The following is a 16,673-nucleotide window of genomic DNA, read 5'->3' as shown; positions in this document are numbered from 1 at the left end:
CTAAGGGCTTTGAGCTTAGATATGATCTGGGTACAGAGGCTGAATATCCACTGGTACCTGACCCACGCGCTCATTGACGGCGTGCACGCCGTCATCGATCTTACCGTATTTGTCGAGGAAGGCCTTGGCGGCGGCATAGTCGCCGTCACCCTGCACTACCACTATGTCGTGCACCAAGTCGGTAATCGCCTGCTCCAGCTTGGCGAAGTCGATGCGGTACAGGCCATCGGCCTGCAACTTGAGGGCGCCCTTGTCGACGAAGTAGCTGTACTGGAAGGCGGCGCCTATACCGTGGGCCTCATGAACACCAAAGCGCATGGAGCGGAACAGTCCGGCGGCGTAGGTGGCCAGCAGGTTGTTCTTCTCTGCCATCGGCAGTTCGCCCTTTTGCATCAAGAACAGAATGTTATAGGCGCCCATCACGTCGGCCTTGCCTTCCTCTGTGCCCGAATACAGCTCCTGCAGCTCGGCGGAAACCGTGGTGGCCTTGCCGTTTTTCACTATGGAGCCGGGGCCCAGGCTGTGGGACAGCTCGTGGAACAGGGTCTCGTAACCGAAGTACTTCTGGTCGAGCAGCGCCGCCTGCTCGGGCACCAAAATCTGCGCCGCCATCGGCTTCATGATGCGCTCGAACTTGGCCGCCATCACGTTGTTCAGCAGCACCTTCTTGGCACCCTTGGCCTCACGTACCCGCTCGTCGTTGGGCAGGTTGAAGGCTATGGTCTGCACCCCGGGCACGTTGTCACCGCCGCCCTGGATCTGATCGGCGACTGCTATGGGGGATTCAAAGCCACGCTTGAAGTTCTTGTAGTCCTCGGTCACCGGCAGGTTGGCTTCCATGTCCTTGAGGTATTTCTTGAAGCGGTCGAGGGCCTTGGAAGCCTGTGGATCCTTGATGGTTACAAAGGCCTCGAAGGCGGTCTTAAAGCCAAACAGGCCGTCGGTGTAGGTCTCGTAGGGACCTATGGCCACTTCGATGGGGGTGTCCTTGAGATCCATCCAGGCGATTTCCGACTGAAAGTAGTCATCGGTGCGGAACGCCTTGGCGCGCAGGCTGAGGAAGTGCTTGAGGCTGGGATTGCTGGTGATGGCGGCGGCCTCGTCCAGCAGCTTGGCGGCGGGCTCCAGCCACTCCTTGTAATGCACCGAATAGGGGATGGCCACCAGCTTGGCGCCGTCACGGCGGATCACAGTATACAGGCTGGTGAAGGCCTCCTTATCTTCGGGATGCTTTTCCAGCCAGGCGTTGAATTCTTCCTTGCTGATGTCCTGGGGATAGAAACCGGCACCTGGGGCGTTTTCCTTGCCACCGAAGAAGGCATGGCCACCGGCCAAGCTGTCCCAGGGGCCAAAGTGTTCATCGAACATGTCCAGCATCAGGTCGCGATCGCCACTCTTGTCGGCCGCGATGGCGGCACGGATCTGCGGGTTCTGCTCGCTCACCTGGCGCAGGTAAATCTCGCTCATCAGCCGGGCGGCCTGAATCAGCTTGTTAACCACCTGCTTCTCCTCGGCGCTCAAAAAGCTGGTGTCGGCACTCATGGGCACAGGCACTATCTTGGCCCGTTGGGCCTTAAGGTCATAGGCGGCAGCCCCATGTTCGGCATCGGCGGCGAAGGTGTCAAAAGTCAGGACCGGCGCAGCCAGCATACTTGCCAGCACCAGTGCCAGGGTGGATTTTTTCATCTTGTTATTCCTTTTCTATTCCCTTTGTTTCAGGGGCTTGCAGAGATTCTCTGCCGTCTGGGCCAATACCTTGTACCAGATGGCCTTGCTGTGCAAGTCATCCGGCAAAGCTAAGGCCCCAAAATAGTGCAGTCGGATGACCACCGCTACTTGCGCAGCTTGATGTACAACTCGCCTTCGCTGATCTGTATGTCCTCGACCCCGTCGGCGAAGGTGTTCCAGAAACCGCGGTCACCGAACTCGCTGACCAGATTGACGTTTTTGATATTGCCTAGCCAGGCATTGGGGATGGGTACCCCCATCAGGCTCACGCCCACCAGGGCCACCACGGGGCGGCGCCTGCTGTCGAGGTGGATATCGAGACCGGCATTGACCCTCAGAATTTCACCTGCCATCACGGGGAAGTCCTGGGGAATGGGCACCAGGATCTTGGCGCTCGCCAGGTTGTCGGAAAAGTCTATGGCCACCCTGTGGGCAAAATCCGGGTTGCGGCCAATCATGGCGTTGACCTCCTTCTCGCTGAAGGTCACCCGCCGGTCGCCATCGGCTTCGCGGTAGGGTTCGGGGGTGAGATCATTGCTGCCCCGGCGCGCGGTGCTGCCTTTGCCTGAGCTCTTATTTGAGTCAGTGCGTGAGCCACTGTCACTCTGCCAGCCCAGCACGCTTAATTTCTGATCCAGTTTTTGTTCTTCCTTGGCACTCAGGGTCACGGGCTCAAGGGGCTTGGGAAAGATATAGGCGCGAATAACGAAAAAGCTCACCGCGACCGTAATCACCATGGTCGCCAGCAGCATAAGCAGCACCTGGACACCGGTGAAGCCCCGCTGGCGGGACAATCGCCCCCCGGGGCAGGAAGAATGGAATGAGAACATGGTTTAGCCTTGCAGCAGACAAAGGGTTGGGCTCAATGGTACTTCGCTTCGCGAGGGAAAGGCAAAACCCGGCGGGCGCCATAACCTGCTATGCAATTGTTCCCACTATGATGTCCGCGCAGCGCCCTGCTGCCGCCGGATCCTGGTTCACATAAGCCGAAACAATAGCCCCCTCCTTGAGCAGACAAATCAAATCCAGCAAGGCACCATTTTCTTCCGGCATGTTACGGGCGATCAGCTCCCGCACCCGCTGTTTATGCGCCTTGCAATACAGGGAAACGGCGCTGTTGGGATCGCTGAATTCGGCCGCGGTATTGATAAAGAAGCAGCCCCTGAAGTCACCCAGCTCGCTGTCTTCCCCCAAAAACCAATGTTCCAGGGCAGCAAACAGTCTGCGCACCAATTCTTTATTTGAAACACACTGACTTAGCTTGTCATCAAGCCACTGCAGATAGATGGCATCCCGGCGGGCGAGGACCGCCAACAGCAGATCTTCTTTGCCCTGAAAATGGCTGTACAGGGTCTTTTTGGCAATTCCCGCGGTGGCGAGAATTTCATTGATCCCAATGGAATTCACACCCTTGCTGTAAAACAGCGCCAGCGCCGAATCGATCAGGGCCTCACGTTTGCCGCTCATATTGCTCCTCCCCAAGGTCAGTAAAATATTGACATGGGTAGACCGGTCTGTCTACCATCAAAACAAGTAGACAGACTGGTCTACTTGTTGAGATCAAATTCAGGATGACTGACACAAGGAACAAAAATGAAGCCAATTGTTTACCCATTACTCGCGGGTGTGGGCGCCGCCGTCGCCATCGGCCTGCTCTCCTTATCGACCATGATCAATCCCAATTGGGTGCTGTTGATGGCGCCCTTTGGCGCCACCGCAGTGCTGGTATTCGGGGTGCCTGACAGCCCGCTGGCACAACCGAAGAATGTGATATTGGGTCATTTGTTAACGGCGTTTATCGGCCTGTGTTTTCTTGAATTCGTTGGCATATCGCCACTGAGCCTGGCGCTGGCCAGCGGGCTGGCGGTTAGTTTGATGCTGCTGACCAAGACGACCCATCCACCGGCCGGCGCCAATCCGCTGTTGGTCATGCTGACCTCTCAACACTGGGATTTCCTGTTTACCACTGTGTTGGCCGGCTCCCTCGCCATGGTCGCCCTGGCGCAGATGCACAGGTCGTTGCAACGAAGATGGGTATAAGTCCTTCGCCTAAGAGAAAGGCCCTTTCCCCTGGTCCATGGACAATTGGCAAGCACTTAATATCCAAGCGCTTTTTAAGCAAATTCGTTAACTTTTGGTTAGATACAACAGTCCCACAGCCGGCTAAGATTTGGTTTAGCATTTGTAATCAAACAGTTAAGTCGGTGGCATGGAATCTGCTAGCTTAGGGCCCGATCGATAGCAACAAGAAGGACAATACCAGTGCAAAGGATAGTGAACTTAATCGTACTCGCCCTGCTGAGCTTTTCCTGTGGCGCCATTACCGCCGCAGATAAACAGGCCATAAACCAGCTGTTACAGGACAGCATCAATGAACAACAACTCCGGGGGGTGACAAGTGTGGCCGTGGTTGATGAGCATGGCCTGGCCTTCTTCACGGCCTATTCGAGGGACGGATCCCGCTTCGACAAAAATACCCCTTTTCTCATCGCCTCCCACACCAAGGCCATGACAGGCACCTTGTTCGCCATACTCGCGGATGAAGATCGGATTGATATCAATAGGCCAGTGAGTCAATACGATAAGGCATTGTTGAGCAGCCCCAAGCTCAATGGCGATGACATAACTATCAAACAACTGCTGACCCATACCGGCGGCTTTACCAGTATCCAACACACCTTTGCAACGGCTTACCTGGGATACGATGACAATGCCGCCCTGGTGCAGGCCTTGAATCAACAGGTACTGGTGGCACCGGATAAGTCATTCCGCTACTCCAACACCGGTCCCATAGTGGCATCCATGATTTTGGAAACTGTCACGGGAAAAAGCTGGCAGCAACTGATGCAGGAAAAGTTGTTTAGCCCCTTGGGACTGAGCAACACAACCACAGGTATCAGTGATGTCGACACTATTATTCCCGCCATTACCAGCGCCAAAGATGGAGAGGTGTTCTCCCGGGGGCATCATAAAACCGACAAGACCATGCATGCCGCCGGTGGCGTGGTATCCACGATCAGTGATATGGCAACCTGGTTGCAGGTGAATATCAATCAGGACCATTCGGCGCTCGCCAAACACAATATTTTTGTGCCGCTGCACAGCAAGCAAGTGCCCCAGAGCAAGGATTACTTCAGCTATAGGCGCGATGGCTATACCCTGGGCTGGGATACGGCCGAATACAACGGCGAGCGGATATTGACCCGCTTTGGCAATTACGGCGGCTACAGCACCCATGTGTCCTTCATGCCGGAGCGTAAACTCGGCATTATCGCCTTCACCAATCTCGACAGCGCCTACGCCCTGCCCCACCTGCTGGCCAACTTCGCCTACAACAGGCTGCTTAACAAGGACAACACCGCAGCCAAGCTGGCCGAAGAAAAAGAACGCGTTAAGGCGGCCATCACCCGCACCTTCTCCGAAGCGCCGGACCTGCAGCAAATTGTTGCCGCCAGCACTTTTCCCGCCAGGCAATTGGGTAGCTACAGCAATGAACAATCCTGGCCATCCATGGTGTTTTATGTTGAAGCCGAGCAGGTCAAGGTACGTTGGGGAGTGCTGAGTGGCACCCTGCTCAAAAAAGAGGAAGAATATTATGCCAACCTGGGGGTGATAGAGCGGCCGCTGAGTTTTCAGCTAAACGAAGATCAGAGCGCAACGGTGACAAACGGTTCACTGCGGTATTCACATCAATAGCTGTAGCTAAACTCCGGGTTTCCCTGGCATGACATTTCATGCCAGGGAATTGATCCTTAGAAATATCGTGGCAGATGCAGTACTGAAGCCCCATTCAGCCGGGCTCAGGGAGCGGCACTTGGCACCATTTTGGGTAAGCGGCTGATTTAAAAATAACTTCAATAGTCGGGCCCTGCCGCCACGCCTGTTGCTCGTCTGTTCCATCACTGAACCTTCTGCCCGCCATCACAACGGACAGATTAAAATTTATGCAAATCATCCCCTCCAAGCAGTGGCCTTGTTAAATAACTTCGGTTAATGTAGCGGCTTGTAAAAATGGTCGTAATCTCTTTACCTTACCGCGTTCGGAAAACAAACGACGCAGTGGGGCAATTAAATAAGCAGATTGTCACGCAATGGCAACCGAAACCCGAGTAAACATGGCTATCAGCTCAAACACTATTAAGGATAAGAGTGGATCTATGAAAGAGTGGTATTTCTCCAATAATGGCGAGATCAGCGGGCCCCTTGGCCTGACCGCATCCAACCGTTTTATCGCAAAGCACCCCGATGCTTATGCCTGGCACCCCTCCTATGCCCAATGGATTCCCGTGTGTCAGGTTGAAGAATTTGATATTAAGTTCACGCCACCGCCGCCGCCAATCGCCATTCCGGCACAACTGATTGAGCGCTTTATTGCCAAGGAGCAGGAACTCAATAGCGCCCTGGGCCGCATCGAAACCCGGTTGGATGCCATTACCGTCTCACTGGCGGATTTTGATCGTGACGCCAACAAGACCAAAACCGTCACCCAGAAACTCAATCAGGAAGTGAAAACAACCATCCAAAGCATCAACGAACATTACGAGGCCCTGCAACGGACGCTGGCCGGTGTCACCACCAAATAACGACGACACCTGATTAGGTTGATAACAACGAATTGGAAATAAGATTATGAAAAAATGGTTTTTTTCACACGATGGTGAGGTGAGTGGGCCTTTTACCCAAGCCGAGGCTTTGGCCTATGTGCCCGGCAACCCAAACAGCTATGGCTGGCATCCTTCATTGAGCCAATGGCTGCCCGTCAGCCATATAGGTGAATTTGCGGCACTGGTGACGCCTCCCGAGTCTCCGGCGCAGATCCCCCAGGCCCTGATCGATGACTTCACCGACAAAAGGCAGGCGTTAACCGAGAAAGTCGTCGAGATGGATGAGGCGATCAAATTCTCCAAGACCTATCTGTATGAGCTGGAGCAGGAGATCAACATCTACAAGCGCCTGACCCATAAGATGAGCGATGAAGTCCGCAGCAATATCAGCAGCATCGAAGACAAGTATCACGGCTATCAAAAGGTGCTTGAAGAGCTGATCCAGGCCATGGCTGAAGCCAAAACCGAATTGGCCGACGTTATCGCCGAGTTCGAGCATCGCTTGGAAGCCAGGGCAAAAGATCAGGCCTTTGTGCCAGCGCCGCCCCAGGTCACGCTAGAGCTGGCCCCAGTGCCAAGCACAGCTGCCATGCCGGAAGCCCTGATGCCGGACGCGATTCAGGAAACCGAGATACCTGAAGCCCTGGATCCAGTTCCGGTAGCCAAGGCGCCACCTGTGGCCACTCCGGTTGCCACCGCCGTTGCCAGCACCATGGCCCCCCTTGAACCCGAGTTGACGAGTCTGGTTTCGGCAGATCCAGTGGCAGCCAAGCCCCAGGTAGTCGATCCCGTGGCGGCCAAGCCAGCTGCGCGCGATACCCTGGTCACAGAAGCAATGGATCCTGTAGCTGCCAAACCGGCGGATCCGGTCGCGGCCAAACCGCGCTCGCTGGATCCTGTCGCCGCCAAGCCAACCTCCTGGAATCCTGCGCCCCTGGCGCCTATCTCCCTGGATCCCGTAGCCAGCCGTTCCGGCTCTCTGGATCCCGTGGCGACCAAGGGAGGCATGTTGGATAAGCTGGCCGTGGCCAGTTCGGCCAACGTGTCCCTGGATCCCCAGCCAATCAAGCCCTCACGCTCAGCCTCAAAGGCCACCCCAAGGGTGGACATGGAGGAGTTGGTTGCTGATCTGGTGCCAAAAAAGTCGCAGCAGAAAATTGATAACACTCAATTTTCTGCCGACGAAGACCAAGATAAGGCCGCAGCCAAATCCGAGGCTCCGGCCAAATTGCAGGCGGTCACCAGCATACTGAAATCCGTGTTCAAAAAGACCGAGGCCGACAGCCAGCACGACGCCAAGTCACCCGTGTCACTGGCCCACAGCAATGACGAACTGGACGATCATGACGAGCTCTATGAACTTGATGAACATGAGGATCATGATGAGCACGACGACGACCAGCTGGAAGCGGGTACGGGCACAGGCGGCAAGCGTGAAATCACCGCCGACAGCGCCGGCCGCATGCGTCGCCGCAGCAGAAGGCGCCGTTAATTTGCCACGGGGATGAGGCCTGCTGCCTCATCCAGGCGACCGGGGGAGTGTCTCCCCCGGCCAAATCGCTGCCATACGCAACAAGCCTTTTGGTCAACAGTAAGGGCAGCTGATTTCATCGCTAAGGAGAGTGAATGTTTGATCATCTGGTTTTCGGCGTCAGCGACTATGAAGAGAGCAAGGCCTTCTTTCTCAAGGCACTCAAACCCATAGGCGTTACCATTGCCTCCGAGGGCCCCCTCGGCGTAGAGCTTTGTTCCCCGGACAGCCAGTCTTCCCTGTGTATTCGCCGGATTGAGGCCAGGACGTCCCACCTTCACTTAGCCTTCACGGCCCAGAATCGACAACAGGTTGATGCTTTCTACCGTGCGGCACTGGAGGCGGGAGCCCAGGACAATGGCGCACCGGGACTGCGTCCTCAGTACCATGCCAATTATTATGCCGCCTTCGTCATAGGCCCAGACGGCCACAATGTCGAGATGGTGTGCCATCACCCCGAGGCCTGATCCACACCGAAAGCGGGCGTCATGGCCCGCGAAAAGGCAGCCGCATCTGAGTGGTCACCTTGTATCGGATGACCTATACATGCTCAATTTTATTCGGATTATTCCATCGACTCAGATATTGACACCCTGGACACACCGGCCATTTTGACATTATCCAATACCTGAATAACCACGCCATGCAAGGTTTCCCTTTCTGCCTCTATCACCACTGAGGCGCCGGGCATATCCGCAAGCATATTCTGGGTATTGGCTGTAATACTTTGAATATCAATGAGTCTGCCCTTCATTCTGACCAGACCCGCTTTGCTGACGCTAATGGAGATGACGCTGCTCTTTTCTTTGGAAAGCGAACTCTTCCTGGATTTGTTGTAATCAAAGCCGGAGGTATCGACAAAGGCGGAGGTGATAATAAAAAATATCAACAAAATAAACACTATATCCAGCATGGGTGTCATATCCACCGCGAGATCGTCTTTGGTTCTCAGGTATTTTTTAAATGCCATTGGATTCCCTTCTTCTCTATTCAGCTATTGTTATTATCCTTCTACTACTCAAGGTCTATTGCGCTCTTGCTTCACTGTGCGCCCGCTTGCCTGGCATCGCATCGAATGGCATAGCTGCATTAAAAATGCACAAAGACAAAGCAACCATTTATTAACATTTTTGACACATTTAAACAACACTAAAGCCAGCCAGAGATCCTGCAACACAGCAAATAACATCCCTTCAGGGTAAAATTCTGCCACCAACACAGTGCAACCTGTCGCTTCCACGTCAGCATCCAGCATCTGCTGCTATGCCCCACTATCCGCACAGCCACCGTCCCTGAACCTGTTGCTTTCCACGCAGGTAGTTAATGGAACTGGATAGCTTGGTTAAATCTGCACATAAGCTTGAAGATGACACCTGTCCCCCTTCGGAGCCGCCGAGGACGATGAGCTTGGGCGCGTAGCCGAGGTAAGGATACCGAGGCTGCTTCGGTCGAGCAGGGTGAGTGTCGCGCAGCGACAAGCTTACGAACGCGAGGCATGGAGCCGAGCTGGAATGGATTTACAAGGATGTAAATCCGAGAGTCTGTCGCGTTGGCCGTTTCGCCCATAAACCCGAGGAGCTTTCGGCTCCGGCTGGGGGCATCCTTTGGGATGCAAGGGGCTTTGGATGAGCAAAGCCCCTTGCCCGGTGTGGGTTGGAGACCCACGACTTTGTGCCGCTGGCACAGCGGCCATGTTTCGAACTTATCAAAGCATCCAACTGTGGATGCCATCAAACACCTGCGGTGCGCTTTCGCACTGCCTCACCCGTGACACGGCGTGCTCTTGATTTAAAAATCGGTCCCTATAGCCTCCCCTCGCCATCCATGGCTCGGACGATCACTGGTGCGGCAGTGCTGGCTAATGGTGTTCCTCTCCAGCTACGGAGAAACAGTCGAGAAAACTAAGAAATATCGCGATATATGAATGTTGCACCGGTAGCCCCCCCTTCGGAGCCGCCGACAACTGCATGGATGCAGGAGTTAGGACGAAGCAGGAGCCAGAGTCGAGGGTGTTGGGCAAGAAACGGCAACAACCGAGGCAGGAAGCCGAGGTAGCGACAGTCGAGCAGGGTGAGTGTCGCGCAGCGACAAGCTTACGAACGCGAGGCATGGAGCCGAGCTGGAATGGATTTACAAGGATGTAAATCCGAGAGTCTGTCGCGTTGGCCGTTTCGCCCATAAACCTGAGGGGCTTTCGGCTCCGGCTTTGGGATGCAAGGGCGAAGCTCGTAAGAGCGCCATGAGTGCGAACCATGGATGGTGAGCTGGCAGTTAAACAGGGAAGTTGTTCGCGGATGAGCAAAGCCCCTTGCCCGGGTGTGGGCTCGGCGCCCCCGGTTTGAGACCCCGACGTTGTGCCGCTGGCACAGCGGCTATCCACCAATTGCTGGTATAGCAATGCCAACTTTTGGCTTTCCACTCTGACACTATAGTCTAGTCATGAAAAAGACTTGGAAATTACAACAAATTTAAACTTAACTTTTGTCGACAAATTAATTCTTATTATAAATGAAAAAGTCAGCGCGCTTCATATAAAGGCATATAAAGCAGAAATTTAAATAATTTCAAGTAATTACTAATGAATAACATCTATCCAAAAACTAAACCATCTATTTTCTTAATTATAATATTTTTATAAAGTCAAACTTATATACTATTTTTCAAAAACAAAACCGTCTCCTTATTTATGAGCTCAAATTTGTAGAATTTCTTAACTTTTGATTCATTATCGCTTAATTTTTCTAATTCACTTCTATCATCAATAAACCACTTCCTCAGAAGAATCCACAAGAATGAGCAACGTACTGGGATCATTATTTCATCTTCTCTTTCTGGAATTCCAAACTCTAATCTTATTTTCCTTTTTGTGCTTTCATCAAGAGTAGAATGGAGACGAAGTTCAAGAGGGATTCTAAGGTTCCACTCTTTATCATTAGACAAACCTTCTTTTTCTTCTTTTTTTCCATCGTCATCATTATATAGCTCAATGACATCACTCACTCTCGAGAAATGAAAATTCTTAAAATTTAATTTAGCAGAGTCGTCACGATCGTAGCCCCTAAATAACCAACTTGTCCCATCATGCATTAAAGCCAGTGGAACTATAGTTCTAAAATTATGATTTGAACTATTTTCAGAGTAATATTTACAACTAATGGCGTAACCACCTGATAGTGCTCGTGTTATCTTGGCAACACAGTCAATAGAGAGTTTATTTGGAACTCGATCAATCTTTTCATATGGAATTAAAGTAGTTGAGGCTCCAGGAAGCTTGTTCTTGTTAAAGCCATTCGCTAGCATGCCTAACGCAACCTCGGCATCAAGCATGAGTAAGGAGTTGAATGAGTCTCTAGAAATCACATTAACTTTTTGCGAAAGGTCGTACTCCATATTCCCCTTACACCACAGGCTGTATGCACTAAGCGCTTTGGAAGATGCTGCATCTGCCACATTAAACATTTCACCAATTTCTGAACGCTTCACAAACCCAGTGAACTGCAGCTTAAAATCAATGTACGCCAAACGTTCAACGAGGTTTGACTTTTCTTCTTTTTTTAGATTTTCATAAGATTGCATTATAGCACCCACATAAGCCAGATCATCGCACTTGACGATAGCATGAATCACAAAATCAATCCACTAACAACACCCTTCCCTTGCACAACACCCACTAAAACGATACGCATCCATCAAAAAAATGCACACTTAACGATATGGATGTTTGACTTTGATGTCCTGCTTTTGTAAGATGGCGTAGCTGAAAGAACAAAAGGCGCTTTCAGCTTTCACTGAAAACGCCTTTTGCTCTAGCAATGCAAGTTATTGGACCGTTGGCGCGGTATCTCTAACACGCATTGCTAAGAGGAACAGAGCCCATGATTAGGCCTGTCGCTCACTCACAGTTGCGATAGTACCCTTCTTTTGTGCTCATTTCAATAACAAACAAGCATACTGCTGATGCCTTGTTTGAATATTGTCAGTTCCTCAATGCTGCTTGTTTGTTTTTACTTCAAACAAGTTTCTACAACACATTTTGAGGAAAATAGTATGAACAAAAATTTGGACCATGATAGCAAGCCCAAAAACATCATCATCAATGGCACTCCAACAAAATTTAATGGGGATGAAATCTCATATTCTCAGTTAGTTGAATTAGCCTTCCCTGGTGGTGCAGCAATAGTCTATACAGTTACATATACTGGGCCTCAAATGGCTGATGGTACTTTAGCTCAAGGACAATCAATCAAAATTCGTAACGGGGTGAAGTTTTATGTCACAAAAACCAATCGCTCTTAATCCATCAGTCATACGTTTAATCAAAGATGGCTTTGATGTTGAAGTTACGAATCAGCATTTGCTAATTCATTCCGTTCCTTATCTCAACTCTAAACTTGAGGTTAAAGCAGGTATCTTGGCTTGCGCTTATAGTGAGATGGGAGAGGTAGATACACATCCTTATGACCACACGATGTGGCTTCAAGGAGAAGTACCCTGTATGGGTAGTGGGCAACCTATGGTTGAAGTGATTAATCACTCAAGAATGCAAGAATTATTTTCGGGTTTTTTAGTAAACCACTATCTATCAAATAAACCAAATAACCAACCATTTACTAACTTCTATGATAAGGTGCATCACTACCATACTTTGCTTGTGAGCCAAGCCAGACTAATTAAACCAAATGCTGATGCTAGAATAGGTACCGTTCATAGGGAACGAAACCAAGATTCAGTATTTCAATATCCTGATACAGCTTCATCAAGGGTAGGTATAACTGCAATTACTCAGAAATTTGAAAATGACAAAATTGCAATCATAGGCTTAGGGGGTACTGGAAGTTATATTCTTGATCAACTGGCTAAAACACCAGTAAGAGAAATACATCTTTTTGATGATGACATTATGGAGCCGCATAACGCTTATCGTGCACCAGGTGCTGTTCCATTTGAGATATTAGAAACAGTACCTAAAAAAGTAGATTATTACTATCAACTATACTCAAATTTACACCGGGGTGTAGTCCCGCACAGTATATATGTAACTAATGAAAACTTAGAAGAGTTAGATCATTTCAACTTTGTGTTTCTATCAATAGATAGTGGTACAGCTAGAAGTATTATTACTTCTTACTTGATCATAAAAGGTATCCCATTTATTGATGTAGGCCTTGGCATCGAACGCCTCGATTATGATAACGGCAACACTGCCTTGCAAGGCAGTTGTCGGGTTACATTGGCAACTCCAAATAAATGTGATCACGTATCTAAATTGCTAGTTTTGGAGGATGAGCACAATGATGAAGTTCTCTATGAAAGCAACATCCAAATCTCTGAACTAAATGCCATGAATGCACTACTTGCAATATCAAAATGGAAGCAGTACAAGGGATTTTATCATGATGACACTGAAAATGCGCATAATTTAATCTATACAATAGCGATTCAATCAATAGTTAGGAGCGAGTAAACATGAGAATAAACAGGGTCTGCCCTGTTTTTGTCGAGTTCATTCCTGAACATCTAGAAAGTGGAAAACTATATATAAGTAATGAGTATGGTGTTATAGTTCATTTGTGTTGCTGTGGTTGTGGTGAAAAAGTTGTTACCCCTCTTTCACCTGTAGACTGGAGCTATATAAATAGTTCAAAGGGAGTGTCGCTTTCTCCATCAATAGGAAATTGGGATTATGTTTGCCAATCTCATTACTTTATTAATGACAATAGAGTTATTTGGGTTGGAGGTATGTCTAAATTACAAATTGAGAAAGTAAAAAAACGGGACTATGAAGATAAATTAGCATACATAGCTGAACGTAATTCTGCTAATACAGCACCTTGGATTATTATGTTCGCTGTATCAATTTTTAATAAAGTTAAGAACTTTTTTATAAAAAATGATATTACGTAATGGCATAATTCATTAGAAACAAAAAACCAGCCTTGCGGCTGGTTTTTTTATTAATGGCGCCTAACGCCAAACAACTATTAACCCTGTGGCCTCATCGCCGGGAACAGGATCACGTCACGAATGGTGTGGGTGTTGGTAAACAACATCACCAGACGGTCGATACCAATCCCCTGACCCGCCGTCGGCGGCAGGCCGTGTTCCAGGGCGGTAATGTAGTCGGCGTCGTAGAACATGGCTTCATCGTCACCTGCGTCCTTGGCTTCCACCTGGGCTTTGAAGCGACGGTCCTGATCTTCGGCGTCGTTAAGCTCGCTGAAGCCGTTGGCCACTTCACGGCCGCCGATAAAGAACTCGAAGCGGTCGGTGATGAAGTCGTTTTCATCGTTGCGGCGCGCCAGCGGTGAAATGTCCGCAGGGTAGCCGGTGATGAAGGTGGGCTGCATCAGCTTGGGCTCGGCGGTTTCACCGAAGATCTCTTCCAGCAGCTGACCACAGCTCCAGAACTTCTCGTACTCAACCCCCACGTCCTTGGCCAGGGCGCGCATGAATTCGAGATCTTTGACGTTCTCGTAGCTCATGCCCTGGATGGTGGCGTTGTTGGGGTTGTAGTGCTTGATGGCTTCCAGCATGGTCATACGGGCGTAAGGACCACCGAAGTCTATGGTGTGCTCGCCGTAGGGCAGCTTGGTGTCGCCCAGCAGTTCCTTGGCAATGCTGGAGAGCATTTCCTCGGTCAGATCGATCAGATCGTTGTAGTCGGCGTAGGCCATATAGAATTCCATCATGGTGAATTCAGGGTTATGGCGTGGCGACAGACCTTCGTTACGGAAGTTACGGTTGATCTCAAATACGCGCTCGAAACCACCCACCACCAGACGCTTGAGGTACAGCTCGGGGGCGATACGCAGGAACATCTGGATGTCGAGGGCGTTGTGATGGGTCACGAACGGACGGGCCGAGGCGCCACCTGGGATCACGTGCATCATGGGGGTTTCCACTTCCATGAATTCCTTGCTCACCATGAAGTTGCGTATGGCGGCGATCACCTTGGAGCGCATCATAAAGGCGTTGCGTGAGTCTTCGTTGACTATCAGGTCAACGTAGCGTTGACGGTAGCGGGTTTCCTGATCGGTCAGACCGTGGAACTTCTCCGGCAGCGGGCGCAGGGCCTTGGTCAGCAGCTGGTATTGTTCCATGTTGACGTACAGATCGCCCTTGCCGGACAGGTGCAGCGTGCCTTCGACACCGATAATGTCACCAATGTCGAGACCGGCATAACGCTCTTTCAGATCGGCCTGGACGCTCTTTTCGGCATAGGCCTGGATGCGACCGGACACGTCCTGAATAACCAGGAAGGGACCACGCTTGGCCATCACACGGCCGGCAATGGCGGTCTTGAAGCCCAGGGCCTCCAGCTCTTCCTTGGTCTTGTCACCAAATTGAGCCTGCAGTTCGGCGGCCTTGTGTTTACGACGGAAGGTATTCGGGTGACCACTGGCTGGGCAGTTGGGGCGAATGTGCTCCAACTTGGCGCGACGCTCGGCAATGAGCTTGTTCTCATCTTGGATTTGTTCAGTCATCGTCTCTTCTCGTAAATTACAGCCCGGATTTGAGGCTGGCTTCAATAAATCTGTCCAGATCGCCGTCAAGCACCGCCTGGGTGTTGCGGGTTTCCACGCCGGTGCGCAGATCCTTGATGCGGGAGTCGTCCAGCACGTAGGAGCGGATCTGGCTGCCCCAGCCGATGTCGGACTTGGCATCTTCGGCCGCTTGTTTTTCGGCGTTTTGCTTTTGCATTTCCAGCTCGAACAGCTTGGCCTTCAGCTGTTTCATGGCCGAGTCCTTGTTCTTGTGCTGGGAACGGTCGTTCTGACACTGCACCACGGTATTGGTGGGAATGTGAGTAATACGCACCGCGGATTCGGTCCGGTTAACGTGCTGACCACCGGCACCCGAGGCGCGGTACACGTCGATACGCAGATCCGCCGGGTTGATATCGATTTCTATCGAGTCATCGATTTCCGGATACACGAATACCGAGCAGAACGAGGTATGGCGACGGCCGCTGGAGTCAAAGGGTGACTTGCGCACCAGGCGATGCACACCGGTTTCGGTGCGGGTCCAGCCAAAGGCGTATTCGCCGCTGAACTTGATGGTGGCACTCTTGATACCGGCCACATCGCCGTCGGACACTTCAATCAGCTCGGGGCTGAAACCGTGGGCTTCACCCCAGCGCAGGTACATGCGCAGCACCATTTCGGCCCAATCCTGGGCTTCGGTTCCACCGGAGCCGGACTGGATATCCAGATAGCAGTCGGAGGCATCCTGGGCACCGGAGAACATACGGCGGAACTCCAGATCTTCCAGGCGCTTTTCCAGATCGGCCAGTTCGGACTGGGCATCGTCGAAGGTTTCCTGATCTTCTTCCTCAACGGCCAGTTCCAGCAGGCCTTCGACATCTTCGAGGCCGCTGTCCATATCGTCTATGGTTTTAACGACGTTTTCGAGGGCGGAGCGCTCTTTACCCAGGCCCTGGGCCCGCTCGGGATCGTTCCATACATCTGAGCTTTCCAGCTCACGGGTCACTTCTTCCAGACGCTCTTTCTTGGCGTCGTAGTCAAAGATACCCCCTAAGGAGATCTGTGCGCTCGGCCAGCTCCTTGATTTTGAATTTAACCGGATTGACTTCAAACATGGCTATATCAACTTAATGGCAAAAAAACTTGGACACAATTAAACGCGCCATTCTACCCCAAGGCCAGGCCCGGCGCCAGTTGCATCAGGGCCAAGGTGCGTTTGGCCCCCCTGAATTATCCCCATTTAATGGGAATTAAATTCAACATGAATTCAACTTGTTAATTATCAATGGCTATTTTTGCCCCAGCCCCATTGCAGCCCGGAAAAGG

General features: G+C 51.2%; 15 protein-coding genes. 8 read left to right on the top strand and 7 right to left on the bottom strand.

The window, feature by feature from the left end; all coding sequences use genetic code 11:
* Positions 1-15: 15 nt before the first annotated feature.
* From JYB85_RS02905 to JYB85_RS02895, 3 genes are all read right to left on the bottom strand, one after another.
* Entirely contained in the window at positions 16-1,686 is a 1,671-nt protein-coding gene (locus tag JYB85_RS02905) for a dipeptidyl-peptidase 3 family protein (protein ID WP_207380983.1), read from the bottom strand.
* A gap of 146 nt (positions 1,687-1,832) precedes the next feature.
* A complete protein-coding gene (locus JYB85_RS02900; RefSeq protein WP_207380982.1) occupies positions 1,833-2,558 on the bottom strand; it encodes an arginine N-succinyltransferase in 726 nt (241 codons plus the stop codon).
* 88 nt (positions 2,559-2,646) lie between these two features.
* Entirely contained in the window at positions 2,647-3,195 is a 549-nt protein-coding gene (locus JYB85_RS02895) for a TetR/AcrR family transcriptional regulator (protein ID WP_207380981.1), read from the bottom strand.
* 126 nt (positions 3,196-3,321) lie between these two features.
* On the opposite strand from JYB85_RS02895, the gene JYB85_RS02890 reads away from it, so the two are divergent.
* The 5 genes from JYB85_RS02890 (at position 3,322) to JYB85_RS02870 (ending at position 8,330) form a co-directional block, all read left to right on the top strand.
* Complete coding sequence (locus JYB85_RS02890; protein WP_207380980.1) at positions 3,322-3,768, top strand: HPP family protein; 447 nt, start codon at positions 3,322-3,324, stop codon at positions 3,766-3,768.
* Between the two features lie 234 nt (positions 3,769-4,002).
* The gene (locus JYB85_RS02885) at positions 4,003-5,424 is read left to right on the top strand and encodes a serine hydrolase domain-containing protein (protein WP_207380979.1); all 1,422 of its coding nucleotides are present in this window, start codon (positions 4,003-4,005) and stop codon (positions 5,422-5,424) included.
* 461 nt (positions 5,425-5,885) lie between these two features.
* Entirely contained in the window at positions 5,886-6,311 is a 426-nt protein-coding gene (locus tag JYB85_RS02880) for a DUF4339 domain-containing protein (protein WP_207380978.1), read from the top strand.
* A gap of 46 nt (positions 6,312-6,357) precedes the next feature.
* Positions 6,358-7,824 (top strand): DUF4339 domain-containing protein, encoded by a 1,467-nt coding sequence (locus JYB85_RS19030; protein ID WP_207380977.1) that lies wholly within the window; start codon positions 6,358-6,360, stop codon positions 7,822-7,824.
* 134 nt (positions 7,825-7,958) lie between these two features.
* The gene (locus JYB85_RS02870; protein ID WP_207380976.1) at positions 7,959-8,330 is read left to right on the top strand and encodes a VOC family protein; all 372 of its coding nucleotides are present in this window, start codon (positions 7,959-7,961) and stop codon (positions 8,328-8,330) included.
* A gap of 98 nt (positions 8,331-8,428) precedes the next feature.
* Here JYB85_RS02870 and JYB85_RS02865 read toward each other — a convergent pair whose 3' ends face one another.
* Both JYB85_RS02865 and JYB85_RS02860 read right to left on the bottom strand, forming a co-directional pair.
* Positions 8,429-8,833: an ExbD/TolR family protein gene (locus JYB85_RS02865; RefSeq protein ID WP_207380975.1), complete on the bottom strand. Its 405-nt coding sequence runs from the start codon at positions 8,831-8,833 to the stop codon at positions 8,429-8,431.
* A gap of 1,676 nt (positions 8,834-10,509) precedes the next feature.
* A complete protein-coding gene (locus tag JYB85_RS02860; RefSeq protein ID WP_228730174.1) occupies positions 10,510-11,490 on the bottom strand; it encodes a WYL domain-containing protein in 981 nt (326 codons plus the stop codon).
* Between the two features lie 420 nt (positions 11,491-11,910).
* Here JYB85_RS02860 and JYB85_RS02855 point away from each other — a divergent pair, with 420 nt between their 5' ends.
* From JYB85_RS02855 to JYB85_RS02845, 3 genes are read left to right on the top strand one after another with little or no spacing between them, the layout of a single operon-like run.
* Positions 11,911-12,159: a multiubiquitin domain-containing protein gene (locus JYB85_RS02855; protein ID WP_207380974.1), complete on the top strand. Its 249-nt coding sequence runs from the start codon at positions 11,911-11,913 to the stop codon at positions 12,157-12,159.
* A complete protein-coding gene (locus JYB85_RS02850) occupies positions 12,134-13,327 on the top strand; it encodes a ThiF family adenylyltransferase (RefSeq protein WP_207380973.1) in 1,194 nt (397 codons plus the stop codon). The genes JYB85_RS02855 and JYB85_RS02850 overlap by 26 nt, the downstream gene beginning before the upstream one ends.
* A gap of 2 nt (positions 13,328-13,329) precedes the next feature.
* Positions 13,330-13,767, top strand: coding sequence for a DUF6527 family protein (locus JYB85_RS02845; protein WP_207380972.1), 438 nt, complete (start codon positions 13,330-13,332; stop codon positions 13,765-13,767).
* 77 nt (positions 13,768-13,844) lie between these two features.
* On the opposite strand, the gene lysS is transcribed toward JYB85_RS02845, so the two are convergent.
* Both lysS and prfB read right to left on the bottom strand, forming a co-directional pair.
* Entirely contained in the window at positions 13,845-15,347 is a 1,503-nt protein-coding gene (gene lysS, locus JYB85_RS02840; protein WP_207321922.1) for a lysine--tRNA ligase, read from the bottom strand.
* A 16-nt stretch (positions 15,348-15,363) separates the two neighbouring features.
* Positions 15,364-16,462, bottom strand: a protein-coding gene (gene prfB / locus JYB85_RS02835) for a peptide chain release factor 2 (RefSeq protein WP_207380971.1) whose coding sequence is annotated in 2 segments (ribosomal slippage) — positions 15,364-16,386 and positions 16,388-16,462 — 1,098 coding nt in all. Because the reading frame shifts where the segments join, the coding sequence is not laid out codon by codon here.
* Positions 16,463-16,673: the final 211 nt, after the last annotated feature.

Origin of the sequence: Shewanella sedimentimangrovi (assembly GCF_017354965.1) — a bacterium.
In the GTDB taxonomy this organism is placed as follows: Bacteria; Pseudomonadota; Gammaproteobacteria; order Enterobacterales; family Shewanellaceae; genus Shewanella; species Shewanella cyperi.
Note: the sequence above shows the minus strand (reverse complement) of the source record. Positions and strands in the feature narration are given on the sequence as shown.